Source organism: Paenibacillus sp. GXUN7292, assembly GCF_050864975.1.
Taxonomy (GTDB): domain Bacteria; phylum Bacillota; class Bacilli; order Paenibacillales; family Paenibacillaceae; genus Pristimantibacillus.
Genome location: NZ_JBOZWO010000023.1, coordinates 1 through 22,598 on the forward strand (window position 1 = coordinate 1; position 22,598 = coordinate 22,598).

Genomic DNA, 22,598 nt, shown 5'->3' on the forward strand with positions numbered 1-22,598 from the left:
CTATTTCTGGGATTGCTTGGAGGGAGTTCCGGGGATCAAGGCGCATCGGCCTGCCAAAGACTCGGATAGCACGATGGGAGGCTGGTATGCGGTTCGCGGCCATTATATCCCTGAAGAGCTTGACGGACTATCTGTCACTCGGTTCTGCGAAGCAGTCCGCGCCGAAGGAGTCCCTATTGATGCAGGCTGCAATCTGCCTCTTCATCTGCACCCGTTGCAGCATGTGGTCGATGTGTATGGCCACGGCAGACCGACGGTGATAGCGAATGCCGGGCGTGATATTCGCCAACCAGCAGGCAGCTTGCCTATATCTGAAAATATTGCGTCGCGCGTCTACACCGTTCCCTGGTTTAAACAGTATAAGCCAGATATTATTGATCAATATGTGGAGGCTTTCCGCAAGGTTATTGAAAACTACAAAGAATTGCTGGACGGCGACACAGGTAATCCGAAGCGGATTGGCAGTTGGAACTTTTTTAAACAAAAGTAACGACGTGAAATAAACAAACACAGCGCAGTGGATGGTCCATGGCGCTGTGTTGTTGTTTATACGGAACCACGCAATCGCTTGTTCTGGACGATGAACGAGATCCTCCTTGGTTAAATTTTATTAGTAGACAGCCTCTAGGTTTGGCCCATTTTTGTATCGTAATAAATAAGCAGATGCATTACAATATAAATCGATAGGAACTCAACACTAGAAGCTTGATTTTCTTATTAACGGGTACGTAAAGAAAAGTGGGGGCATAAGGGAAATTGTAACATGCTGAGACCTTTTATAGCCTATTCCTGCAAAAGTACATCATTTTTTGGGGATTTCGTACAGTTTGAAGGGGAATCCTGCAAATATACAGGATTTTCAAACTTTTCGGCTTAAAAAAGGGACTACTGATCATAAATCCTGCATAATCGCAGGATTTTTCAAAAATAGCAATAAAATTGGGGAAAATGATGTATTTTTACATCATTTTTAGGTTTTGGCAATGAAATAGTCAGCCGCGTAAGGCAGACTTGTCTATTTCGATCTGCAAAAGTTGAGTTAAGAATGTTGATTAGCGGTAAGTAACCTGAAGTAATAGAAAAGAGATCGTAGAGCAAGATTAGTATTTTCGAATGATTGGATTGACGAGAAAAATGAAACCAAATACCCCAAGGCAAAAAAGAATGAACAGGCAAGGGAGGGTACAATCGGCTAGAACTTGGATTAATTCATATACGGGAAAAAATATTGTAAGAGGTTATAGTAAAAGATATGGCGTTGATCTGCTGTGTGCTGTGAAGGAACTGGAGATATTAGGCGTCAAAACGGAGAAAAAATATATCGAGCAATTAAAAAATCAACAGAAAGCACATATAAAAATGAAGGAAAAACGCAAAAGAAAAGAGGATCTGGATTACGATCTTCCTTTTGAGCAGGACAGCCGTTATTACTTCATTGCTGGGTACACTCCTAACGGATTTGCTTGTGGCATTACCTGGGAAGAATATGAGAAAATAAAGGAAGAGGAATATTAATACGAATAAAAGGAGTCGTCATGAAAGATTCAATGAAGATGTCAGTACCCGAAATTAAGAAAGCATTGAAGAGCTACGATCCTGAAACTTTAATTTCGATTATCCTGGATTGTTACAAAACGAGCAAAGAAACCAAAAATTATATACATGTTTTATTAAAGCCTGAAGAAGCTATTGCGGCGTTATATGATGAGTCGAAGCAAATAATTGAAGAAGAGTTTTCCCGAGCGAGGATATGCGAAATTGCGATTAGCACGTGCCAAGAAAGCAATATCAGATTTTAAAAAATTAAGTAATGATGAAATTTTAACCATTGATTTAATGATATGTTATGTTGAGCAGGGCGTTGATTTCACTAATGCGTATGGAGACATATCTGAGCCATTTTATAATAGTATGGTTTCAATGTATGCGAATGTCTTGAGGATGATTAACGGGAACGAATTGTTATTTTTAAAATTAAAGAAAAGACTTGAACGTATTGTGACCAAAACTTCCGGAATCGGATGGGGATTTCATGATGATCTTGCTTATCTATATACTGAATTGGAAGCAGAATTTCAGCACCAATAAAAACGTTATTAAATTTAATGTAGAACGTGAAAGAAGAGTTGCAACGTATCTATGGGATACGTTGCAGGAATAAAAGCTCCATGATATGATTAGGATAGAAATAAGGAGCCGGAATGCCATCCGACTCCCAGCACAACATTTTGGGTGGGAAACCTCCAGAATGTATCTAGAGCAAAATAACCCGTTCCCTTGGCGACAACCTGGGCGGGTTATTTTCGTGTTTTCAGATAAGTAAGGAGCGCGATTAGAAACAAACCGAACACCATTAAATCCTGAAATGAAAATAACATAAGCACCACCTCCGCTCTGGAGGCAATACTTTTCCACCCAAGTCTGTTGTACATCTGCATTATATCAAAACTGTAAATAGATTCATAGGCGCAGGCGAGTCTAACCTAGCTAATCTCTTATTTTTTTAACGACAAGCGGTTCGCCCTTAGTTAAGATGAACCGTTTCTTTCTGCTGTTCAATATAATAAAATAAGCAAGTTTGGGACTAGAGAAACGGCCCTCCACCCAAACTTGATCGCAGTGCTCATTCCTAGCAGCCGAAACTTCTACAGTAGCGCTTTTACATTCTCCAGTGACCTTTTCACACTTTCATATCCATCTATTTTAATTCTGTCCTGCTCTACGACGACCCATTCATAACCTGAAGCTTGGGCTTTTGCCAGAATGCCTTTCAGGTCGAGGACGCCTGTTCCAAGCTCGGTCATTTCTTTGTCCTCTTTATTGACCATGTCTTTCAAGTGGACGGTTTTGCAGCGCGAGCCGAATTGCTCCATGATCTGAACAGGTTCACGGCCCGCATGCGTCGTCCAGAACATGTCGAGTTCAAAGTTGAACTCCTCTTCAGTTGTTTCTTCCTTCAGCATCTCCAATATTGGTCTATCGCCAAACTCATTGTTGAATTCGTGATAATGATTATGATAAAGAAGCTCCATGCCGGCCGCCTTGATTTGAGGTCCGATTCGTTTCACGAGGGCAAGCAAGGCTTGAACGTCTTCCATCGATTCCATCTTATAGTAAGGGATTACGATATATGAGGTGCCGACAACTTGATTGTATGCAATGACTTCATCCAGGTTATCCAGCAATTCCTCAATCCGCGTATGGCTGCCCATCGCCGTCAAATTGTTTTCTGCGAGCATAGCCTTCATTTCTTCTGCCGGAATATTTTCAAAGCCTGCAAATTCCACTCCGTCATAGCCAGCCTCGCTTACCTTCTTAAGCTTCAGTGCGAAATCTTCCTTGTCATAATCGCGCAGTGTATACAGCTGTAGAGCAACTTTTAAATTTGTCATGCTTAGTTCGCCTCATTCCTGTTAATAGTAAAAATTGTAGCCCTATCATAGCACCGGCAGGCTCTTCTATGGAGTCTTCAGATAGAATAAGTCATTTTTCTGATTATTTAAGACATTATTTTTACAGATATGCATGCCTCTATTTGCTAAGATAGATCTAGTTCAAAATGGGAGGCTACAATAAATTATGAAACGATTGTTGGCAAGTATGCTGCTTATGGTTATGGTGCTTTCTTTGATTACTGCTTGTGGAAGCGCAAACAAAAATAATTCTGGCAGCGAAGACAATAATAAAGAAGCGGCTGCTGGAGATTTGAGAGAAAAAGATCTTGTCAAGCTGAACATTGTAATGATGAGCACGAATAAGGATGACAAGGACGAGGTTATTAAAGCTATAAATAAAATTACTAGAGAAAAATTGAATATTGAAGTTGATATTACGTTTATCGCTTACGGCAACTACGTGCAGCAAACTACGATGATGCTTTCATCAGGAAAAGGCGTTGATATATTACCTGTTTACATGACGCCGCTGGCTACTGTTGCGAACAATGGACAGATAATTCCGCTTACGAAATTACTCGATAAGTATGGTCAAGATTTAGTCAAGGCAATCGGGCCTGATTATCTTGAGAGCGGCCGTGTTGGCGATGATATTTATGGTATTACAACAGGACGCGACCTGGCTAAAGCTTACGGCTTTCAAATGAGAAAAGATCTGGCGGACAAATACGACATTGACTATGCAAACATTAAAACGTTGGATCAGCTGGAAGAAGCGCTGATGACGATTCATAAAAATGAGCCGAACATTATCCCTGTCGTTCCGCCTAACGGCGAGCTTGTTCGCAACTGGGGCTGGGATACGCTTGGCGACGATATGACAAACCTTGGCGTATTAATGAACTTTGGTAAAGAGCTGGAGGTTGTTAACCTGTATGAAACAGAATTTTACAAAGACTTTGTTACCCGCATGAACAGATGGTATAAAAATGGTCTGATTATGAAGGATGCCATTAACAATACAGAAATTACCGGTACGTTATTGAAAGCAGGCACTGCGTTCGGCGGCTTCGCCAACTTGAAGCCTGGCTTTGATGTTCAGGAATCAAGAAACTACGGTTTAGATATCGTAGTATCAGAAATCGTCCCAGCTTACTCGACTACATCCGATGTGCAAATGACGACTTGGGCGATCAGCAACGGTTCCAAAAAACCTGAAGCGGCAATGAAGGTTCTTAATTTGATGTATACGGATCCGGAAATTGTTAATTTGATGATCTATGGTATTGAAGGCAAGCACTACGTTAAAGTAGGCGATGCATCTAACGGACAAGCTATTATCGACTATCCGGAAGGATTGGATGGTTCCAATACCGGTTACAGGCCAAATGGCGGCTGGATGTGGCCTAACCAGACGATCGGTCACGTTTGGAACGGAAACCCTGCGGATTACTGGGAAGCTCAAACGAAATTCAACGATACAGCTGTCCGTTCTTCGGCCTATGGCTTCACCTTTGATTCAAGTACTGTTCGGAATCAGATGACAGCTTGCACCAACGTCGTTGCGAAGTACCATGATGCCTTGATGACAGGCATGCTTAACCCGGAAGAAACGCTTCCGATCTTCCAGAAAGAGCTGAAAGCTGCTGGCATTGATGACATTATCAAGGAAAAGCAAGCTCAACTCGACAAGTGGGCGGCAAGCAAGAAGTAATTTGATATTACAGTTCATATAACGGAGCTAAGAAACAGCGAAAAGAAAGAGTAGGAAATGGATGAGCGACAGCAGCAGAAAGTTTCACTCTTTCTTGAAGCTGTCGCTTATGCTTTATTGATTTTTCAATAAAAGGAGGGCGACAATGATGACTGCTCTTAAAGCTAAAAGAGCTGGACGAAAACACAATTACAAACGTTTCCTTCCTTTATATGTCATGATGATCCCAGGTTTGCTATACTTGCTCATCAATAACTACATACCTATGTCTGGTATGATTATTGCTTTTAAGCATATTAACTGGAACAAAGGAATTTTTGACAGTCCATTTGCGGGGTTTAGCAATTTTGAATATCTTTTCAAAACGAAAGAAGCGTGGATTATTACCCGCAATACGCTCGGATATAATATTGTATTCATTATTTTAGGGACGGTATTTGCAATAGCCATCGCTATTTTATTGAATGAAATCCGGTCAAAGTTTTGGAAGAAGAGCTATCAAACGATTATCCTGCTTCCTTATTTGATTTCTATGGTTGTGGTGAGCTATCTCGTATTCGCAATGTTCAGCGCAGAGTCCGGGTTCATGAATCACAGCATATTGGAGCAGCTTGGACTTGAAGATGTGTCGTGGTATACGGAACCGAAATATTGGCCGTATATTTTAACGGTTGTGCATCTTTGGAAGACGATCGGATACAGCTGTATTATCTACTATGCGACAGTGGTTGGCATCGACCGCGGCTATTATGAAGCTGCTGTAATCGATGGAGCAAATCGTTGGAAGCAAATGGTTAATATTACGCTGCCAGCTTTGAAGCCGACGATGATTACACTCGTGCTGCTGCAAATCGGTACGATCTTCTATTCCGACTTCGGCTTATTCTATCAGGTGCCGATGGATTCCGGTCCGTTATATGATGTGACGAATACGATCGATACGTATGTTTATCGCGGATTAATTAAGCTGAATGACGTAGGCATGTCTTCGGCGGCAGGCGTGTATCAGTCTCTGGTTGGCTTTACGCTCGTCTATATCGCTAACCGGATCGTTACCAAATACAGCAAAGAGAATGCTCTATTCTAAAGTAAAGGAGAATCGGCAATGGTTCAGAACGATAGAATGTTTCAATTGTTTGCGAATGCCATCATGTTTTTGTTGATGATATTTTGCTTGTTTCCGTTCTTGCTTCTGGTCGTGTCTTCCTTTACAGAGGAGGGCACGCTCATTCGCAACGGCTACTCGCTATTCCCTGATAAGCTCAGCTTAGAAAGCTACACTTATATGTTTCAAAGACTGTCTACGATTGCGCGAGCTTACAGCATTACAATTATTGTAACGGTTGTAGGTACGGTTACCAGCTTGCTGCTTACTGTATTGCTCTCGTATCCTCTTTCGAGGAGGGACTTGCCGCATCGCGGAAAATTCGCTTTTTTCGTCTTTTTCACCATGCTGTTCAATGGCGGGCTTGTACCTACCTATATTATGTATACCCGTTACCTCAACCTCGACAATACGATTTGGGCTTTGATTGTTCCGGCGCTGCTCGTTAACGCCTTCTATGTCATTATGATGCGTACGTATTTCGCGACCAATATACCCGAAGAAGTTATTGAGGCGGGCAGAGTGGACGGAGCGGGAGAATACCGTATTTTGTTCGGTATCGTAATGCCGATGTCGCTGCCGATGGTTGCTACACTATCGCTGCTGATCGGACTTAACTATTGGAATGATTGGAGAAACGGCCTATACTACCTGACCGACCCGAGCTTGTTCAGTATACAAAATATGTTGAATACGATGCTGCAGGATGTCAGATTTCTTGCAAGCGGCGGGGCAGGAAGCAATGCTAGCGAAATTGCCGCCAATATGCCGAGCGTAGGCATTAAAATGGCAATTGCTGTAGTTGGCGCTGTGCCGATTATGGTCATTTATCCGTTTTTCCAGAAATATTTCGTCAAAGGCATTACGGTAGGGGCAGTCAAAGGATAGCTAGCCAACCATATAAATGATAGGACAAAAAAATCCAGCGTGGAAGAGAATTCCTTGCAGGCATCTTGTCCGTTTTTTAAATATAAGAGTGTATAAGTTTTGCACACTTTACTGTTGGGAAAGGCTGATTCCAGTAAGTGGCAACGATAGCGTTAGCTCTTTCTTCTTGATAAATGTATAAAGCTTCTTTTAAAATATAGGGACTCAACGAAACCGACGATCCATTGCTGGAGCCGAGTTGACTTGCTTCGTCGCAGAGTATACTGGGCAATGATGAATTTCTAAGGGTTGCCACAAACGCTATTCGTGCAAAAATGACGGTTTAAATTTTCTAACGGTTGCTGTTGCGCTTAATTACCCAAAAAGCACTGATTTTGCTCGAGAAAGGGTACAATAGCGCTCGTGGCAACCGTTAAAAGCTCAAATGAGCTAAAATAATCGAAATAGCCCCTATGGCAACCGTCAGGCAATTATGGCAGTTGATTATAGGGTGAAGAATAGGGATAAAACATGATAAAAAAGTATAGCACTTCATTTAAAATGAATGTATTACGTTCATTATTGCTTATTACGTTTCCGCTTATTGGGATGCTTCTCGTTTACAACTTCTATTCTTATCACGAGTTCAATGATAAGTTCATCGAATCCAATCAGCAATCCCTTTCACTTTATGCTCAAAATATGCATAATGACCTGAATGCATTAGATACATTTTTGTTCAATGTTACCGTTAACGATTATAATTTCCGCACTCTAAACAGCTCCGTTAATTCGTTGCAGGCTCATATTGCGTCCCATGAAATCATGATTCAGTTCAAAACAGCACTTAATTCTTATCAAAACGTGGATGCTTTTTTTATTTACAGCACCGTTAACGATGTTTATCGCGATATATTTGCGAGCGGATACAGCTATGAAACGAAAGAAAACATTCGGCAGAAATTGCGCGATTTGACATACACTTACGATAATTACTATCAAACGGGTTGGATTTCCCTGGAAGTGAATGAGAAATACTATCTTTTCCGGCTGCTGGGAAAGGATGGCACTTATGCTGCAGTTATGGTCGATTTTGATCATATTCAAATGAATGAGCTTGTACAGAAGGGCACGGAAGTGATTTATGCCGACAAGGCAGGCATTCCGCTCACGAATAAAGCATTTGTTGCAAAGCAGAAGCTTAGCTTGCCTAGCCAAGTTCAAGACCGTTACGCGATTGAAAAAAATGATAAATATATCGCCGTCGGAGCTCCGATTCAGAATAGCGATCTGCAATTAATATTTACCGTTCCGAAGCCGAGTGTATTCAAGGGGAGCTTTGCAGTTTTGTTTTCTTTATCGCTGTTTACAGTAGCGCTCGTTCTGATTAGTCTGTTTTTCTTAAATCGCTCGCTGCTTTCACCATGGCAGCGCCTCGTCAACAATATAGGCAAAGGATCTGGACAGGAGCAAAAAGAAGAATACCGCATTGAAGAATTCAAGCAGGTTGACGCTGCTTTTACGCAAATGTCGAACGAAATCAATCAATTGAAAATCGTTGCCTATGAGCATGAAATTGAACGGCAGAAGGCTGAGCTGCAGCATTTGCATTTGCAAATTCGCCCGCATTTTTTTCTCAACTGCTTAAAGAGTTTGTACGGTATGGCGGAGCAGCAGAGCTATAAGCGCATTCAACATATGATTTTGGCGATATCCAATCATTTGCGCTATAATTTCAAGGATAATTTGCAGCTGGTCTCGCTTCAGCAAGAGGTTGAGCATGTACAAAACTATATTCACATACAGCACATAGCGCATCACATTCCGCCTGTATGCGAAATTAGCATAGATAACGCGCTTAAGGGTTTCACGATACCGCCTTTATCTATCCAGGCTTTCGTAGAGAACTGTGTCAAGTATGCAACGAAGCCGAATGAACAGCTTCATATTCGAATTAAAGCCATTTTGCTGGAAAGTGATGATGGCGACTATGCGGATATAACGATTCAGGATAATGGGGAAGGGTTCGAGCCGACCATTCTGAATGAGCTTAATTGCGGTGACAATACGATCTATACCGATATTCATATCGGCATCAGCAATGTGCGGCATCGCTTGTCCATGCTGTATGGCGAAAGAGCAATGCTTGCCTTTTTCAATACACAAGAGGGAGCTGTTGCTGAAATTATACTTCCGATCAATTCCAGAATAAAAGGAGGGGAGGAGAACAATGAACGTTCTGATCGTGGATGATCAATATGATGTTGTACAGGGAGTTATAGCCGGAGTAGACTGGCAGGCGCTTCAGATTAGTCAGGCGTATGCTGCTTATGGCGCAGATGAAGCAAGAACAGTGCTGCGAACGCACGAAATCCATATTATGCTGTGCGATATTGAAATGCCCTTGGAAAACGGCCTGGAACTGTTCAAGTGGGTGAAGCTTTATTACCCTGCTATTGCGTGTATTTTCCTATCCTCCTATTCGGAATTCGAATATGCGCAAGAAGCGATCCAGCTTGGATGCTTTGACTATATCCTTCAGCCCGCCAGATATGAAGATATTCAGGCCTCGGTTGAGCGGGCCATCCATAAAATTCATACGGATGCCGAAATGCAGCAGATTTATGAGTACGGTGCTTATTGGCGGCAAAATGAAGAAGTTTTGCTCGAAAACTGCGTACGCAGCTTTATGCTAGATTCAGGAGAGCACCATCAGCAGCTGCTTAGAGACTTGAATAATTTAAACATTTGTATCTCAGAGGATACGCGGTTACGTTCCATTTTAATCCAGCTTACCAATCCTAACAAGGAGCCTGCCAAACAAGAGCTGAGAACTATATTATCCAAGGTTATGGAGCCGCACAAGCTTGCGTTTTTATTCGTACAGCTGGATCGCGGCAATTATATGGCTCTTGTTTATACAGAAGGAATATTCGAGGTTCATTTCGAGAGCTTGATGATGCAGTTTATTGCAGACGCTCAGAAGGAGCTTGGCTGTTCGACGGCTTGCTATATATCGGATACAGGGCATCCCGAAAAATTGAAGAAGCATTATAAAACTTTAAGCCATATGCGCCAGCATAACGTTGCTTTGTATAGCAAGGTTTTTACAATGCAGCATATGAACGATATGAAGGAAAGCTCTTACTCTAACCCGGATATGCAAAACTGGTCTATACTCATTGCACATGGCAGCAGCAAGACTGTACGCGACCAGATTCATAGCTATCTGCTTCAACGAAAGCAGCTTGGCATTATCTCAGCTGAATTTTTGGCAAGATTCCATCAGGACTTTATTCAGATTTTCCTTACTGCAGCCAAGCAAATGAAGCTGGATATAAGTGAAATCTTTTTTGAAAAATACTCTTATACCGATTATATTGAGGCCTACACATCACTGGATCAGATGATTGACTTGGTCGACTTCGTGCTTGATTATGTCGATGAGCATGCAGCAGAAGACCGCCAGGCGCAATTGCCGATTGAACGGGCGATTGCATACATTAACCAAAATATAGAGAAAAACTTCAGCCGCGCGGAAATTGCCGAGGCCATTTATTTGAATCCGGAATATTTGTCCCGACTGTTTAAAAGGGTGAAGGGCATATCCTTGAATGATTTTATCTCAACTCAAAAAATGGAAATTGCCAAATCGCTGTTAACGAATACGAATATTCCCGTTCATCTCATCGCCTCTAAGGTAGGATACTCCAATTTCTCCTACTTCTCGCAGGTATTCAAAAAGTACTGTGGACTGACTCCGCTGGAGTATCGCAGCAAAGTCATTGCGGACCCAGCGGAGTGATGGGGAGGATCGAACTGATGATTAATATAGTGGGCGCAGCCCAAAAAACCGGACATTTTTGACGATGTCCGTTTTTTTGGCTTGTTTGACTGCGCCTAGCGCTCTTGTCCGTACGGCAGCTCCACCACGAAGACGCTGCCTCGGCCGGGTTCGCTTTCGGCTTCCAGCGTGCCGCCATGCGCGAGTACGAGCTCCTTGGTGATCGCCAGCCCCAGTCCAGTGCCGCCGCCTTCGCGCGATCGGGCCTCGTCTGTCCGATAGAATCGATCGAAGATTCTCGCCAGCTGTTCGGGCGTCATGCCGACTCCCGAATCGGATATTGTAATCCTCAGCTTCGTATTTTCTCCGGCCGGCGAAGGCAATTCACGAATGGTCACCTTCACGGAACCCAGCGGCGGCGTATAACGGATGGCGTTGACGAGCAAGTTGAGCAGCACTTGGGTCAACCGGTTCGGGTCGACGGCGATCGGCTTCCCGTCCGCTTCCATCTCGAGCGACAGGGCAATGTTCTTCTCCGCGGCGTCCGGCTCGACATGGTCCATGACCCGGCGAACCAGATGGGTCATGCTTATCGGCTTCTTCTCCAGCTGCAGCTTTCCAGATTCCGCCAGGGAAAGCAGCTGCAAGTCGTCCACGAGCCGGGAGAGCCGGATCAGCTCGTCTTGCAGCGGCAGCAAGCTCTCCGGCGGGATGGATGCGCCCGCCTGCTGCAGCCCGTCCAGCTTTCCGCGAACGATCGTGAGCGGCGTTCTTAGCTCATGGGCTACGTCGGCTACGAGATGGCGCCGCGTTTCTTCAGTTCTGCGCAATTGGTCGGACATTGCGTTGAACGCGAGCGCCACCTTGCCGTACTCGTCTTTTGACAGAACGGGCGCCTGTACGCCCAGCTCTCCACGCCCCAATCTGTCAATGGCCGGAATCAGCCTGCGAAGGGGGGCTGTGATTCGCTTTGCGATCCAGTAAGCCGCGAGGAGCGAGATCAGCACAAACAAAACTGCACAGAATGACAAGAGAAGCGCGACCGAAGTCGGGATGCCGATTCTTAATTTAGACATGTCGGCGATTTCGGCGTCATAATAAACCAATCTTCCAATTTTCTGTCCTTCCCAGTAGAGATTGCGTTTCAGGCCCAGATTTTTAACCATGCGGGAAACAGTCGGCCCTTCGGCGTACACCTGCTCGCGATCATTGGACAATACGATCAAGCTCGCATCCGAATAATTCCTCCACTTTGCACCGTCCTGAACGATTCCCTGAAACCCTTCCCAAGAACCATTTTGGCCATAGGCCTGGACAACTTGTTCGGATATTGCGTCGAGTGCTTCTCTCCGGTTTTTCTCCGCCATCGCTTCAAACGATTGTTGTATGATCAACTGCGTCAATAAAACGAAGATGACGGCAAGCGACACGACGAACGAGGCGATCGCAACGAAAATCTTGCGGCTGACCGTCATTTGCTGTTACCGAACCGATAGCCGAATCCGTAGACGGTCTGGATATAGATCGGATTAGCGGGATCGTCCTCGATTTTTTTGCGGATGCGGCTGATATGAGCATCGACTGTTCGTTCGTCGTTCAGGATATCATCTTCGAGCGCCGCCTGCAGAAGCTGAAGCCTGCTGTAGACGATAGACGGCTTTGCAGCCAGCGTGAGCATGAGTTTAAATTCCGTTGGGGTTAAGGGAACCTCTTCTCCACGCTTCCATACCCGGTATTGCGACTCCGAGATAGACAGCTCGCCGCGCTCGATCGTTTGAGTGGCGCTGTCGATTCCATCGATACGCCTTAGTACAGAACGAATCCGCGCCGCCAGCTCACGAAGCGAGAAGGGCTTCGTCAAATAATCGTCGGCTCCGACCTCCAGCCCGATGATCTTGTCGCTTTCCTCCGTCCGCGCGGTGACCATGATAATGCCCATTCCACCCAGCTTGCGAAGCTCCCGGCACACCTCGATTCCGTTCATGCCCGGCAGCATCCAATCGAGCACGACAAGCGAAGGTTTGGTCTCCTTAGCCTTCAGCAGAGCATCACGACCTGACATCGCTGTTTCGATGCAGTAGCCTTCCTGCCGTAAGAAAGACGCCATGAAGTCGATCACACCAGCTTCATCGTCGACTAACAGTAACGTATGCGACATGTTTTGCACCTTCTTTCTCACGAATTATTTTCTATAGTATAACGGCTAATCCGGCCCAAGGGGGAAATTTCACGGAAACCGTAACGCTTTGTCAAGAGTTCGCAACATTTTGTTGATAAGATGACGGCATAGCCATCAATAACAGGAAGAGAATGGGGGATACCTTAATGAAAAATAAAGGTGCAATACTGCTTGGAGCGGTCGTCGGCGGAATCGTTGGAGGCTTCGTGCTCTCCGGGTTGATCGGGATCGCGGGTATGCTGCTGCTCGATCGGCCAATCGGGATCAAATACCTTCCAATCATTCTGCCGATCATATGTGTGCTCGTCGCCCTGCTGTTTGTAAACATATGGACTCCGCGCAAATAACGGCCGAAGTCAAAATCACTTATTTTGGAGGGACTTTATTATGGAAAATAGTAAACTGAGCGGGCGCGTAAGAACGTCGAGACTCACATTCATCATTCTCGCATGGGGATTGGTCGCCTGTATCGTAGCGCAAACCTTGCTTGCAGGCATGGCTCTGTTCAACGATCCGAAGCATTGGAGCCATCACGTCATCTTTGTGCACATCTTTGAATTTATTCCGCTTCTTATGATCATCTTCGCATTTGCCGGCCGGCTTCCAAAAGGAACAGCATGGCTGTGCCTCGCGCTGTTTGCGCTCATCTATGTCCAGTATTTTACGGCTAATTTGCGGGCTGCGGGCGCACTTCATCCTGTGATGGCGTTAGCGCTTATCATTTTGTCCTTGCATGTCGCCAAGCGTGCGCATGTATCGTACGGAAAGTTATAAAAATTCACCGAATTAACATTGCAAACGCCGACTCTGCGGAGCCGGCGTTTGGCATTAAGTTGGCACTAGGTCACGATGACGATATATGTACCCAAAAATACATGTGCTTTTTGAAAATATAGGTAAGTATAAGTTTCCACCTGACGCGGAACCGTTTATCCTTGTCGAGCAGGAAAATACAGGAACAAAGTTGAAAAGAAAGTATATCTGATAAATGGGAGGTTATGAAATGGCATTCCCGACACATATCGTATCTGCAGGCGGAATTGTAGAGGATGGGAAAGGAAATATCCTTTTAGTAAAAGCTCATGACGATGGCTGGGTATATCCTGGCGGAATTACTGAAGTTGGGGAAAATCTGATCGATGGTGTGATTCGAGAGATTAAAGAGGAAAGTGGAATAGATGCGACCGTAAGCCATTTGATTAACATAGTTTCTAGTACAGTGGTACATAAGTGGTATGACGGCGTAACTGATGTGCCGACCAAGGTCATGTTTGATTTCGTCTGTAAAGCTGAGGGAGGAGAGTTAACTACTTCTGAAGAAACAAGCGACTGTCGTTGGGTTCCAAAGGACAAGGTCTTAGACTGTAGCCTTCCTGAATATATCTCCCCCAATTTCTTCCGCACACCATTTGTTTCGGCCACCGGGAAGAGGAGAAACCAGATATCCCCCCCGGATAGTGGGATAAATGACGGATTTCCTAGATGCCCGTTCGTTATTCCGGCAAACGATATAGAAACGGAGACAGCCTTTCCTTAAGCAGGTCGATCTTTTCCTTAACGGGGAAACCGAGGTGCGTCAAGCCAAGCAGGATACCGCCGACAACCGGCTCGAACAGTGGAGCGACGACATCCACCGAGGGATGTTCCTTCTCGACTAGCTCGGTGAAAGTACTGAATACGATTGGATGCGCTTTCCATACTCCGCCTGCAATGCTCGCTTTTAAAGGATTAGGAAGCTCGGCACCTAGCTTCCTCAGAAGGCCGTTCATTTGATAAGCGAGGCTTTCGCCCGCTTTCCGCAAAATTTCTTCCGCAACCGAATCTCCGCCCGCGGCGCACTGGCCGACGCTCCGGCACAACGAGGAGATGAACGATCTTTGTCTGCCGCGGGGCAGTGAAATAATTTCATAAAAATGCGAAAGCTTCCATTCCCCTAAGCTTACATTTATGCTCTCAAAGAGCGGGGTAGAGGGCTCGGTGCCGTCCAGAACGCGGGTATACGCCATTAAGGCTTGCCGGCCGATATCGTAGCCGGAGCCTTCGTCTCCGAACAGGGAGCCGTGTCCGCCGACCCGCTTCGAAGCCGTCCTGGTCTTTAGGTGTACGAACGAACCGGTGCCGGCAAGCGCCAAAGCCCCGTATTCCTCCTGGATGGCGCCATACAAAGATAAAGTGAATTCGCCGACATCCCTCAGGTCGACCCGCCCGCCCAGCTTTCCGAAAACGGCAGGACGCGGATTCGCCGGCATCGCACAATATACGGTTCCGATGCTGTCCGCATCGACGGAGCCCTTCGTGCTGTCCAAGGCCTGGACGATGGCCGCGGAAACCGATTCGTTCACTTCTTCGGGGGTATTGAACGAGCCATTGGCGGAGCCGCCCGTTCCCGTCCCGAGCAAATTTCCTTCTTCGTCGGCGATCAGGCACAGCACCTTTGTTCCTCCGCCGTCAATCGACATGATCTTATGCATGATTTCCTCCCGGAAGCGGGATATCCGACTAATGTCATGCTGTCAGGATTGCTCTGTGTCATCTGCGATATAAAGACGGATTCCCTTCTGATCGAATATTTCTAGAAATTCTGGATCGGGCAGCCGGTCCGTAATTACCGTGCTAATCGAGGCAAATCCGATAATTTCAAAAAGGCAGCGGCTATTTGAAAATTTGCTGTGGTCCGCAAGAATGATCGATTCCGTAGAAGCCTTCATCATTTTTTTACGTATGGCCGCATTCATCATATGATCGTCGCGCAGCCCTTCCGGATGAATCGCCTTCGGCGTTATGAAAGCTTTGGTCGCCCGCAGCCGGCCGACGATTTCTTCGGCGAAAGGCCCGACAAACGATTGGGACTGCGGATTCAGGGTGCCGGGTATGCCGATCAACGTGCCTTCCTCATAAGTCTTAAACAATTCGAAAACGGGAATCGAGTTGCTGATAACCGTCACGTCGCGCAGACTCTCCTTGATTTGCAGGGCGAGATGCCAGGCGGTAGAGCTTGCGTCTACGAATATGCTTTCGCCTTCTTTAATGAGAGAAACGGCTTTTTTGGCGATCGCCGTTTTATTTTCGCTAAGCATAAGGGCCAGCGATTGAAATGGACTGCTTTCGATTACTTTCGAAGTGGCGCCTCCAAAATTTCGTTCGATTTTACCTGCCTGCTCCAATGCGCGCAAGTCGGTGCGAATTGTAACCTCCGAAACGTTGAACAGCCGGCTCAGCTCGGTTACCTGTACAAACCCTTTCTCTTCAACTAATCTCGTTATTTCAGCGTGACGTTGTTTAGCTAGCATGTATTAGAGCGACCTCCGAATTGAACTTTCTATCTTCCTCTAATATAAACGATTGTCTTTTTCTTTACAACCTTTTTATTGGAAATATACTTTCGAATATTTTCGTTGACAGCGAAATTATGTTGGAAATATAATAATTATGAAAATACAAGAAAGATAAAATTTTCGATTACTTTCGAAGGGCTGGTGTTTTTCTTGCTTAAAGAAAAGTTTTTTGAAAGCTTGAAGCAGTTGATCGTTACGATCGAAGAGAAGCAGAACGACGGAATCACGAAAGCCGCTCAAGTTATTGCGGATGCAATGGCTGACGGGAAGTGCGTGCATATTTACGATACCGGCCATATGCTCAACAGCGAGCTGATTAATCGCGCCGGAGGTCTTACTGCTTTTAGAGCGCTTAATATTAGTCTGCATGTGGAGAATAACGTCCGCAAACGTCCGCGGGATCCCGGCGCGGATCGCAGCATGGCTGGGCTGATGCATTTTTCGCTGAAACAAAGTAATGTTCATCCAGGTGATGTGCTGATTATCGGCAGCGTTTCTGGCAAATCGGTTTCCCCGGTCGACCTGGCTATTGCAGCCAAGGAATTCGGCGCATATATAATCGCCATGACCAGCGTCGAGTATTCCTCCCAGCTGAAAAGCGAGCATCCGACTGGCAAAAGGCTATTCGAGGCGGCGGATCTTGTGCTGGACAACTGCGCTCCTCCGCTTGATGCGATGGTCGAAGTGCCCGGGCAGGAGATCGGGATTTGTCCAGCCTCTGGAATATCGGCGGCTACGATCATGTGGGCGGTGAAGGCGCAGGTCGTAGAGCTTCTGATCGAGAAGAACAAAAAGCCTTCGATTTTGAAATCGATCAACAATCCGGGCAGCGACGTCTTTAATGAAGACGCATACCGCAGCTACGAAGAGACGGGCTGCTGATCTGGGCTGCGGACGAGCGCTTTACGTCCAGATCGGCACGTACATAACGAAGTGCTTGCAAGCCGCAAGGCGGGAAGCATAACCGATCCGCTCCATGCCATGAAGGCATGTGGCATCCAGTCGCATGTATATAAGCCTTACAGCTTGCGCAAGCAGACCTAAGTCTGCTAGTAAGCGGTTTGTTATGCAGCAGGCGTTCGTAAGGATCGCAAGCGACGCAATTCAGTTGAAAGGAGGAGTGTCGATGCAAATCGACCGTTACTTCTCGATCGTACAGGATACGCTGACGGAAGTGCTGCGAAACGGAAAGGAATCGATGGTTCAAGCCGCCAAGCTGTTCGCCGACACCGTCGCTTCCGGTGGCACGATATATATAACAGGCTGCAGCCACTCCAGCATTTTTGCCCAGGAGGTATTTTATCGCGCCGGCGGATTCATGCTGATGAATCCAATCTTTTTGCCCGGAATGACGCTCGAAACGCCTCCGGTGACGCGTACGACTAAGCTGGAGCGGCTTTCGGGCTATGCTGAAATCATCATGTCCGAAACGCTGGTGAAGCGGGGCGACACGATTGTGGTCGCATCGGTATCGGGGAGAAACGACGTCCCGGTAGAAATAGCGCTATGGGCGCGCGAACACGGTGTGAAGGTTGTTGCGCTTACCTCGGTCGTATATTCCCAAAGCGTGCAAAGCCGCCACAAAAGCGGACAACGTTTAATGGAGCTTGCGGACTGCGTGCTTGACGTTATGTCCCCGCCCGGTGATGCCTCTCTGGATATTCCAGGGCTTCCTGTTCGAACGGCTCCTACATCTACCGTAATCGGCGTGACCGTGCTGCATGCGGTTATATCCGAGACGATACAGCTGCTGCTTGAGCGGGGCTTCGAGCCGCCGGTGTTTCTTTCCGCGAATTTGGATGGCGCCGACGAAAAAAATCGGCAGATGCTGGAGCAATACAAGGACCGTATTCATTATATGTAGCTTAATTCAAAAGCTGCCGAACGAGGGAATACCTTGTCGGCGGCTTCTTTTGCGTCTAGCTTTTTTATGAGTTAAAGTCAATTCTATCGGATGGCCTCTTTTCAAAACTTGCTGTTTTAGACAGCGCTGTAATAACGTTGTGGGTATGGTAGGAGATGCTGGTGAGCATGTGGAATAGTGTGGCAGGATACCTTCCAATATGTGTTAAAATGTAGTGTGTAAGTCACAATTGCGGCAGGGGGGAATTCCAATAAACAAATGGGTTGGCGCGGCAGCTATTTGTATTAATTCTGATGGACAGTTACTCATGGTTCTACAAGGTAAACCTGAAGAGGAGAAACGATGGTCGGTGCCTTCCGGAGGGAAAGAACAAGATGAAACTCTAGAAGAATGCTGTGTTAGAGAAGTTTACGAGGAGACAGGTTACCGCTGTAAAATAAACAAAGAAATAAAAGGCAAGTCAGGGGCATTTGGTCCAGTTGAATACCATGTAACATATTTCGAGGTTGAAATTTTAGGTGGACAACCAACAATACATGACCCTGATGGACTTATTTATGATATTGCTTGGAAGACCTCTGAACAGCTAAATGACCTCTGTTTTTCCTTTCCCGAAGATAAAGAGTTCTTGTTACAGTATATCGAACAAAGAACATTGAACTAAAAACGAGAACTATATTCGTAAGCAATAAGAAAGGGGAACGGAGAGCAAGATTGGGACTGAAGGAGCGGCAGCGTCCGCCTTTGTGCTTTTCTTCAAGACTATGATTGGCGGTGAGATAAATGGATAGATTGAAGCACAGCGGATTTTATAAACTTAAATTTTTCATAACACCGGAAGAATTTAAAAGTATTTTGAAACTATTTGAGCAGAAGCAAGCACAATTTAATCTTACTAATTATGCCCAGACAAAGCATGATCAAGATCAGGTGTTAGAAGCTTATAAAGCATTTTATCAGTATTTTACAATGCAAGAAAAGCCTGATTACTACCCTCACTTTGTATACTCTGTTTCTCTTACTAATGATAATGAAAGCTCTGGATTTTTTGTAAGAAATGAAGGTATCAGTTTTCCTTATAACCAACAATGGGCGGATGACGAATTGCCATGCTTGATGCTTTCATTCCCCAAAGGTTTTCAGATTGATATAGAGGATGAAAAAGGAAAGTATTATATTTATGAGGATATACGGGAGCATCGGCCGTTAACCTATGCGTTTTTTAATGAAGTAGCGAACGATATCAAAAAAATGACGAAGCTGCTTCGCTTTTCAGTACCTGTAGCAGATGCTTTGCAAGAGCAAAAACCATCCGTTCGCATAAGCAAAGATGCGCTAAATGACATGTGCAATTCTTGGATTTTTAAGAAATATAAGCTTGTTATAAATAACAAGTAGGATGTTTTATAGTAAGTTTGGGTTGTTTATTCTGAGTCAGGGGAGATGCGATATGCAGAACGTTTATAGTAGGGATACAATCGAAGATCTAGTCGCCTATCTGCTGAACAAACCGGATATAGATAAGTTTCGACAGACCTTGTTGACGGAATTTGACCGTTTGTTTACCTATTCCAATAGTGCGGAATGGAACCAATTGGTGCGAATTTGCGAAGCACTGCGTATTGTAGGTTGGGGAGAGCGGGAACCGGTAGAAGCCATTTGTGAAAAATGGATCAATGGCTCCTATTATTCGCAGCTGCGGACAAAGACCTTTGCAGCGATACCGGCGAGCGAACGCCGATGGGCAAGACAAGGCGATACCTTTGTTCTTGATGAAGGAAGCGATCGGCATGATTATGGTATTGCGGCACTGGCCTCACAGCGCAATCCGCTGCCTAAAAACCCGGTTCGTTTTATCCGTTCGGGTAATTACCAGTTATCCGTACAACCTTTGGTCGATTGTTTACAGGTATTGCGTACGCGTTTAGACCAGCATATGCGCCAGGAGGAGTACGGGGATGATTTTGGTTACCTGGGCATCCATTGCAACTTTAGCCATCATGATGACCCGTCACCGTCCATGCGCTATGAGTACTTTCACGCCGAAGAGGATGTGCCGGAAGATTTGACAACCGGCTATTATATTCGTCCGAGGCTTCATTTTGGGAGGCTTGACCGCAAGAAGGGCCAGTTGAAGCTGGAAGTAACCCGCCATTATACACGAGCGGAAGGTGAATTGCCGCTTAATGAGCAAAAGGAGCTGTTCGCACAGGACCTTCTTGAAATGGTAGGTGTATTGGCTCAAAAACTGAAGAAGAAAAAAGTGCAGTATCGCATCGAGCTGCTGGAAGCGGATTTGCTTGATTTGTTGACGCAATGGCAAAGAGAGGGCTGACCTAAATACACTAGGAGGCTGTCGATCATTGTAAGCAACCTATGGTAAGCAAAAGAAACGGGTAACGGAGAGCAAGATTGGGACTGGAGAAGCGGCAGCGTCCGCCTTTGTAGGCCAATTTTAACCATTATATGTTTGATAAGTGCCAAAAATTGGCATACAACAGCGGTCGGAAGCCCAAACTTGATCGCAGTGCCACCTTTTTCTAAAGCTTGTTGCATCATCCACATTGAATCGACAATCTCGCTAGTTTCGTTAAATGGTCAGCACAGCATGACACAGAAAAAATGTGACCGCAAATCGTTTTTAGCTTGGACATGGAAGTCGTCCTGTCGTATTCTAATAATTAGCACCAATAAAAACGTTACCCATAGGAGAGGAAAGCTTTTTATGAATGCTATTGAAAAAAGAATTCAAGATTTATATCAATTGCGCCCCGATCTTACAGCGCAGCCGGATATCGATCAGTTTTGGGAGCGCGCTCTGGAAGAAGCGGGCCAGCATCCGCTGCCGATTAGCAGTGAACGGGTGGAAGTGCCGTTTGATGGAGTGACCGCACATCGGATTGCTTATCGCGGTTTTGATTCTACACCGATTTACGGCTGGTATTTGATACCTGAATTTAAAAAACAGGACAAGTATCCGGCTGTCGTCATTTACCATGGCTACCATGGCGATAAGTTGATGCCGGAGCAATATTCATCATGGCTGCTGCTTGGCGTTGCTGTTTTGGCAGTAGATGTCCGCGGCCAGAATGGAGATACCGGCAACGAGCTGCCACAGGTGGGCGGCAAGGTCGGCGGCTGGATGACTCAGAATATTATGGATAAAGACAATTGCTACTATAAAGCAATTGCAATCGATGCTGTGCGTGCGGTAGACTGGCTGACGGAGCAGCCGCAAATCGATACTTCCAATATAGGAGTTGTCGGAGGCAGTCAAGGCGGAGGCTTGTCACTCTTAACAGCTATTTTGAATAAAAAGGTAGCCTATTCCGTGGCCGATATTCCGAATCTGTGCCATATGGATTATGGCGTGCTGCATTCTACCGGCTCGTTGACGGAGGTAGCAGCCTATATCAAGCGAAATCCTGACAGACTCGACAGTGTGCTGAAAACACTGAGTTATTTTGATCTGATGAACCTGGCTGACCGCTTGACCGTTCCGGTTATGGTTTCTGTCGGTCTCAAGGATACCGTTTGTATGCCAGAGACGATATTCGCAGCCTATAATCGAATCGAAGCGCCGAAGGAAATACATATTTACCCGTTCAATGGACATGAGCTTACGGTACAGCATACACGCAAAGTGCTTCAATTTGTAAAAAATAAAACAGCTAATTGCTAGCTGGAGCACATAAAGAAACTCCGCCTTCCTTATTAATAGGGAGACGGAGTTTTTAGTCTAATAGTACATGCTAGAATCATTAAATGCCACAATCATGACGATAACGACGATCAATAAAATGATGCCATAGAGTACGGTTCCGATAATACCGGTTACGAGTCCGGCCACAGCAAGTCCTTTTCCTTGATCATTCGTTCGTTTTATTTCCTTCATTGATAGAGAAGCATATATGATGGCTACAATCCCGATAAAAAATCCGATATAAGGGATCATAATCGAAAGAATACCAAGTACAAGCGCTACAATAGCTTTATTATTTGTTTTTGGCATCGGCGCCAAATTATATGGCGGCGGTGGAGGCGGCGGATATTGGTAGTTCTGATACTGCTGCTGCTGATAGGGCGGCGGCGGCGGTGGTGGCGGTTGATGATTTGGGTTGTGCCCGTTTGAGTGTTGATTGGAATTCATTGCTTCCTCCTTGTATATAGCAAAGGTTAGTAATTATTGTATGTACGGCTGATAACATGATACCAAACAACCTTACCTTGAACAATAGAAAAAACATCGCCTGATCCTATCTTATGTCAGGCGATGTTTAATTAGAAATAATTATAAGTTTTTGGATCTTGATACCTGTTCTTATATTTCATCGGTAAACGCGCCTGTCCAAAGG

The 22,598-nt window shown here is 45.4% G+C and carries 23 protein-coding genes and 1 pseudogene; 18 read left to right on the forward strand and 6 right to left on the reverse strand.

Features of this window, described 5'->3' with window-relative positions; genetic code table 11:
• From ACRRU2_RS17980 to ACRRU2_RS17995, 4 genes and pseudogenes are all read left to right on the forward strand, one after another.
• Positions 1-490 (forward strand): annotated as a pseudogene (locus ACRRU2_RS17980) (hypothetical protein); the annotation flags it as partial.
• A 623-nt stretch (positions 491-1,113) separates the two neighbouring features.
• Positions 1,114-1,515 (forward strand): hypothetical protein, encoded by a 402-nt coding sequence (locus ACRRU2_RS17985; RefSeq protein ID WP_432503750.1) that lies wholly within the window; start codon positions 1,114-1,116, stop codon positions 1,513-1,515.
• Between the two features lie 20 nt (positions 1,516-1,535).
• Positions 1,536-1,799, forward strand: a complete 264-nt coding sequence (locus ACRRU2_RS17990; RefSeq protein WP_432503752.1) for a hypothetical protein — start codon at positions 1,536-1,538, stop codon at positions 1,797-1,799.
• Entirely contained in the window at positions 1,759-2,088 is a 330-nt protein-coding gene (locus tag ACRRU2_RS17995) for a hypothetical protein (RefSeq protein ID WP_432503754.1), read from the forward strand. Before ACRRU2_RS17990 ends, ACRRU2_RS17995 begins: the two co-directional genes overlap by 41 nt.
• 557 nt (positions 2,089-2,645) lie before the next feature.
• Here ACRRU2_RS17995 and ACRRU2_RS18000 read toward each other — a convergent pair.
• Entirely contained in the window at positions 2,646-3,392 is a 747-nt protein-coding gene (locus ACRRU2_RS18000; RefSeq protein ID WP_432503757.1) for a sugar phosphate isomerase/epimerase family protein, read from the reverse strand.
• Between the two features lie 187 nt (positions 3,393-3,579).
• Here ACRRU2_RS18000 and ACRRU2_RS18005 point away from each other — a divergent pair, with 187 nt between their 5' ends.
• The 5 genes from ACRRU2_RS18005 (at position 3,580) to ACRRU2_RS18025 (ending at position 10,886) form a co-directional block, all read left to right on the forward strand.
• Positions 3,580-5,109, forward strand: coding sequence for an ABC transporter substrate-binding protein (locus ACRRU2_RS18005; RefSeq protein ID WP_432503759.1), 1,530 nt, complete (start codon positions 3,580-3,582; stop codon positions 5,107-5,109).
• A 145-nt stretch (positions 5,110-5,254) separates the two neighbouring features.
• On the forward strand, positions 5,255-6,196 hold the full coding sequence (locus ACRRU2_RS18010) for an ABC transporter permease (RefSeq protein ID WP_432503762.1): 942 nt from the start codon (positions 5,255-5,257) through the stop codon (positions 6,194-6,196).
• An 18-nt stretch (positions 6,197-6,214) separates the two neighbouring features.
• Positions 6,215-7,102: a carbohydrate ABC transporter permease gene (locus tag ACRRU2_RS18015; protein WP_331701230.1), complete on the forward strand. Its 888-nt coding sequence runs from the start codon at positions 6,215-6,217 to the stop codon at positions 7,100-7,102.
• 510 nt (positions 7,103-7,612) lie between these two features.
• Complete coding sequence (locus ACRRU2_RS18020) at positions 7,613-9,334, forward strand: sensor histidine kinase (RefSeq protein ID WP_432503765.1); 1,722 nt, start codon at positions 7,613-7,615, stop codon at positions 9,332-9,334.
• On the forward strand, positions 9,312-10,886 hold the full coding sequence (locus ACRRU2_RS18025; protein ID WP_432503767.1) for a response regulator transcription factor: 1,575 nt from the start codon (positions 9,312-9,314) through the stop codon (positions 10,884-10,886). Before ACRRU2_RS18020 ends, ACRRU2_RS18025 begins: the two co-directional genes overlap by 23 nt.
• Before the next feature lie 95 nt (positions 10,887-10,981).
• Here the strand turns inward: ACRRU2_RS18025 and ACRRU2_RS18030 are convergent, their stop codons facing one another.
• Positions 10,982-12,340: an ATP-binding protein gene (locus ACRRU2_RS18030; RefSeq protein WP_432503769.1), complete on the reverse strand. Its 1,359-nt coding sequence runs from the start codon at positions 12,338-12,340 to the stop codon at positions 10,982-10,984.
• Positions 12,337-13,023 (reverse strand): response regulator, encoded by a 687-nt coding sequence (locus ACRRU2_RS18035; RefSeq protein WP_432503772.1) that lies wholly within the window; start codon positions 13,021-13,023, stop codon positions 12,337-12,339. Before ACRRU2_RS18035 ends, ACRRU2_RS18030 begins: the two co-directional genes overlap by 4 nt.
• Before the next feature lie 167 nt (positions 13,024-13,190).
• Here ACRRU2_RS18035 and ACRRU2_RS18040 point away from each other — a divergent pair, with 167 nt between their 5' ends.
• The 3 genes from ACRRU2_RS18040 to ACRRU2_RS18050 all read left to right on the forward strand — a co-directional run bounded on the left by ACRRU2_RS18040 (position 13,191) and on the right by ACRRU2_RS18050 (position 14,581).
• Positions 13,191-13,391, forward strand: a complete 201-nt coding sequence (locus ACRRU2_RS18040) for a DUF5957 family protein (protein WP_432503774.1) — start codon at positions 13,191-13,193, stop codon at positions 13,389-13,391.
• A gap of 40 nt (positions 13,392-13,431) precedes the next feature.
• Entirely contained in the window at positions 13,432-13,818 is a 387-nt protein-coding gene (locus tag ACRRU2_RS18045; RefSeq protein ID WP_432503776.1) for a DUF6220 domain-containing protein, read from the forward strand.
• A 229-nt stretch (positions 13,819-14,047) separates the two neighbouring features.
• Positions 14,048-14,581 (forward strand): NUDIX hydrolase, encoded by a 534-nt coding sequence (locus ACRRU2_RS18050; protein WP_432503778.1) that lies wholly within the window; start codon positions 14,048-14,050, stop codon positions 14,579-14,581.
• Here ACRRU2_RS18050 and ACRRU2_RS18055 read toward each other — a convergent pair.
• Together ACRRU2_RS18055 and ACRRU2_RS18060 are read right to left on the reverse strand one after the other, a co-directional pair.
• Positions 14,538-15,515: an N-acetylglucosamine kinase gene (locus ACRRU2_RS18055; RefSeq protein WP_432503780.1), complete on the reverse strand. Its 978-nt coding sequence runs from the start codon at positions 15,513-15,515 to the stop codon at positions 14,538-14,540. The two genes, ACRRU2_RS18050 and ACRRU2_RS18055, sit on opposite strands and share 44 nt — an antisense overlap.
• 42 nt (positions 15,516-15,557) lie before the next feature.
• A complete protein-coding gene (locus ACRRU2_RS18060; RefSeq protein WP_432503782.1) occupies positions 15,558-16,334 on the reverse strand; it encodes a DeoR/GlpR family DNA-binding transcription regulator in 777 nt (258 codons plus the stop codon).
• Between the two features lie 195 nt (positions 16,335-16,529).
• Here ACRRU2_RS18060 and ACRRU2_RS18065 point away from each other — a divergent pair, with 195 nt between their 5' ends.
• The 6 genes from ACRRU2_RS18065 (at position 16,530) to ACRRU2_RS18090 (ending at position 21,925) form a co-directional block, all read left to right on the forward strand.
• The gene (locus ACRRU2_RS18065) at positions 16,530-17,261 is read left to right on the forward strand and encodes a sugar isomerase domain-containing protein (protein WP_432503784.1); all 732 of its coding nucleotides are present in this window, start codon (positions 16,530-16,532) and stop codon (positions 17,259-17,261) included.
• 244 nt (positions 17,262-17,505) lie between these two features.
• The gene (locus tag ACRRU2_RS18070; RefSeq protein WP_432503786.1) at positions 17,506-18,243 is read left to right on the forward strand and encodes an SIS domain-containing protein; all 738 of its coding nucleotides are present in this window, start codon (positions 17,506-17,508) and stop codon (positions 18,241-18,243) included.
• Between the two features lie 250 nt (positions 18,244-18,493).
• On the forward strand, positions 18,494-18,907 hold the full coding sequence (locus ACRRU2_RS18075; RefSeq protein ID WP_432503885.1) for an NUDIX hydrolase: 414 nt from the start codon (positions 18,494-18,496) through the stop codon (positions 18,905-18,907).
• Positions 18,908-19,026: 119 nt separating this feature from the next.
• A complete protein-coding gene (locus tag ACRRU2_RS18080; protein WP_432503788.1) occupies positions 19,027-19,641 on the forward strand; it encodes a hypothetical protein in 615 nt (204 codons plus the stop codon).
• 52 nt (positions 19,642-19,693) lie between these two features.
• Entirely contained in the window at positions 19,694-20,578 is an 885-nt protein-coding gene (locus tag ACRRU2_RS18085) for a hypothetical protein (RefSeq protein ID WP_432503791.1), read from the forward strand.
• 390 nt (positions 20,579-20,968) lie between these two features.
• Complete coding sequence (locus ACRRU2_RS18090) at positions 20,969-21,925, forward strand: acetylxylan esterase (protein ID WP_432503793.1); 957 nt, start codon at positions 20,969-20,971, stop codon at positions 21,923-21,925.
• Positions 21,926-21,982: 57 nt separating this feature from the next.
• Here ACRRU2_RS18090 and ACRRU2_RS18095 read toward each other — a convergent pair whose 3' ends face one another.
• The gene (locus tag ACRRU2_RS18095) at positions 21,983-22,393 is read right to left on the reverse strand and encodes a DUF4190 domain-containing protein (protein WP_331702214.1); all 411 of its coding nucleotides are present in this window, start codon (positions 22,391-22,393) and stop codon (positions 21,983-21,985) included.
• Between the last annotated feature and the right edge of the window lie 205 nt (positions 22,394-22,598).

Bases quoted from the DNA above. Each gene is read 5' to 3' on its own strand.
- ACRRU2_RS18015 (WP_331701230.1), top strand. From the start codon at position 6,215: ATGGTTCAGAACGATAGAATGTTTCAATTGTTTGCGAATGCCATCATG.
- ACRRU2_RS18090 (WP_432503793.1), top strand. From the start codon at position 20,969: ATGAATGCTATTGAAAAAAGAATTCAAGATTTATATCAATTGCGCCCC.
- ACRRU2_RS18010 (WP_432503762.1), top strand. From the start codon at position 5,255: ATGATGACTGCTCTTAAAGCTAAAAGAGCTGGACGAAAACACAATTAC.
- ACRRU2_RS18000 (WP_432503757.1), bottom strand. From the start codon at position 3,392: ATGACAAATTTAAAAGTTGCTCTACAGCTGTATACACTGCGCGATTAT.
- ACRRU2_RS18080 (WP_432503788.1), top strand. From the start codon at position 19,027: ATGGATAGATTGAAGCACAGCGGATTTTATAAACTTAAATTTTTCATA.
- ACRRU2_RS18035 (WP_432503772.1), bottom strand. From the start codon at position 13,023: ATGTCGCATACGTTACTGTTAGTCGACGATGAAGCTGGTGTGATCGAC.
- ACRRU2_RS18050 (WP_432503778.1), top strand. From the start codon at position 14,048: ATGGCATTCCCGACACATATCGTATCTGCAGGCGGAATTGTAGAGGAT.
- ACRRU2_RS18030 (WP_432503769.1), bottom strand. From the start codon at position 12,340: ATGACGGTCAGCCGCAAGATTTTCGTTGCGATCGCCTCGTTCGTCGTG.
- ACRRU2_RS18060 (WP_432503782.1), bottom strand. From the start codon at position 16,334: ATGCTAGCTAAACAACGTCACGCTGAAATAACGAGATTAGTTGAAGAG.
- ACRRU2_RS17985 (WP_432503750.1), top strand. From the start codon at position 1,114: ATGATTGGATTGACGAGAAAAATGAAACCAAATACCCCAAGGCAAAAA.
- ACRRU2_RS18020 (WP_432503765.1), top strand. From the start codon at position 7,613: ATGATAAAAAAGTATAGCACTTCATTTAAAATGAATGTATTACGTTCA.
- ACRRU2_RS18070 (WP_432503786.1), top strand. From the start codon at position 17,506: ATGCAAATCGACCGTTACTTCTCGATCGTACAGGATACGCTGACGGAA.
- ACRRU2_RS18085 (WP_432503791.1), top strand. From the start codon at position 19,694: ATGCAGAACGTTTATAGTAGGGATACAATCGAAGATCTAGTCGCCTAT.
- ACRRU2_RS17990 (WP_432503752.1), top strand. From the start codon at position 1,536: ATGAAAGATTCAATGAAGATGTCAGTACCCGAAATTAAGAAAGCATTG.
- ACRRU2_RS18045 (WP_432503776.1), top strand. From the start codon at position 13,432: ATGGAAAATAGTAAACTGAGCGGGCGCGTAAGAACGTCGAGACTCACA.
- ACRRU2_RS18055 (WP_432503780.1), bottom strand. From the start codon at position 15,515: ATGCATAAGATCATGTCGATTGACGGCGGAGGAACAAAGGTGCTGTGC.
- ACRRU2_RS18040 (WP_432503774.1), top strand. From the start codon at position 13,191: ATGAAAAATAAAGGTGCAATACTGCTTGGAGCGGTCGTCGGCGGAATC.
- ACRRU2_RS18095 (WP_331702214.1), bottom strand. From the start codon at position 22,393: ATGAATTCCAATCAACACTCAAACGGGCACAACCCAAATCATCAACCG.
- ACRRU2_RS18025 (WP_432503767.1), top strand. From the start codon at position 9,312: ATGAACGTTCTGATCGTGGATGATCAATATGATGTTGTACAGGGAGTT.
- ACRRU2_RS18005 (WP_432503759.1), top strand. From the start codon at position 3,580: ATGAAACGATTGTTGGCAAGTATGCTGCTTATGGTTATGGTGCTTTCT.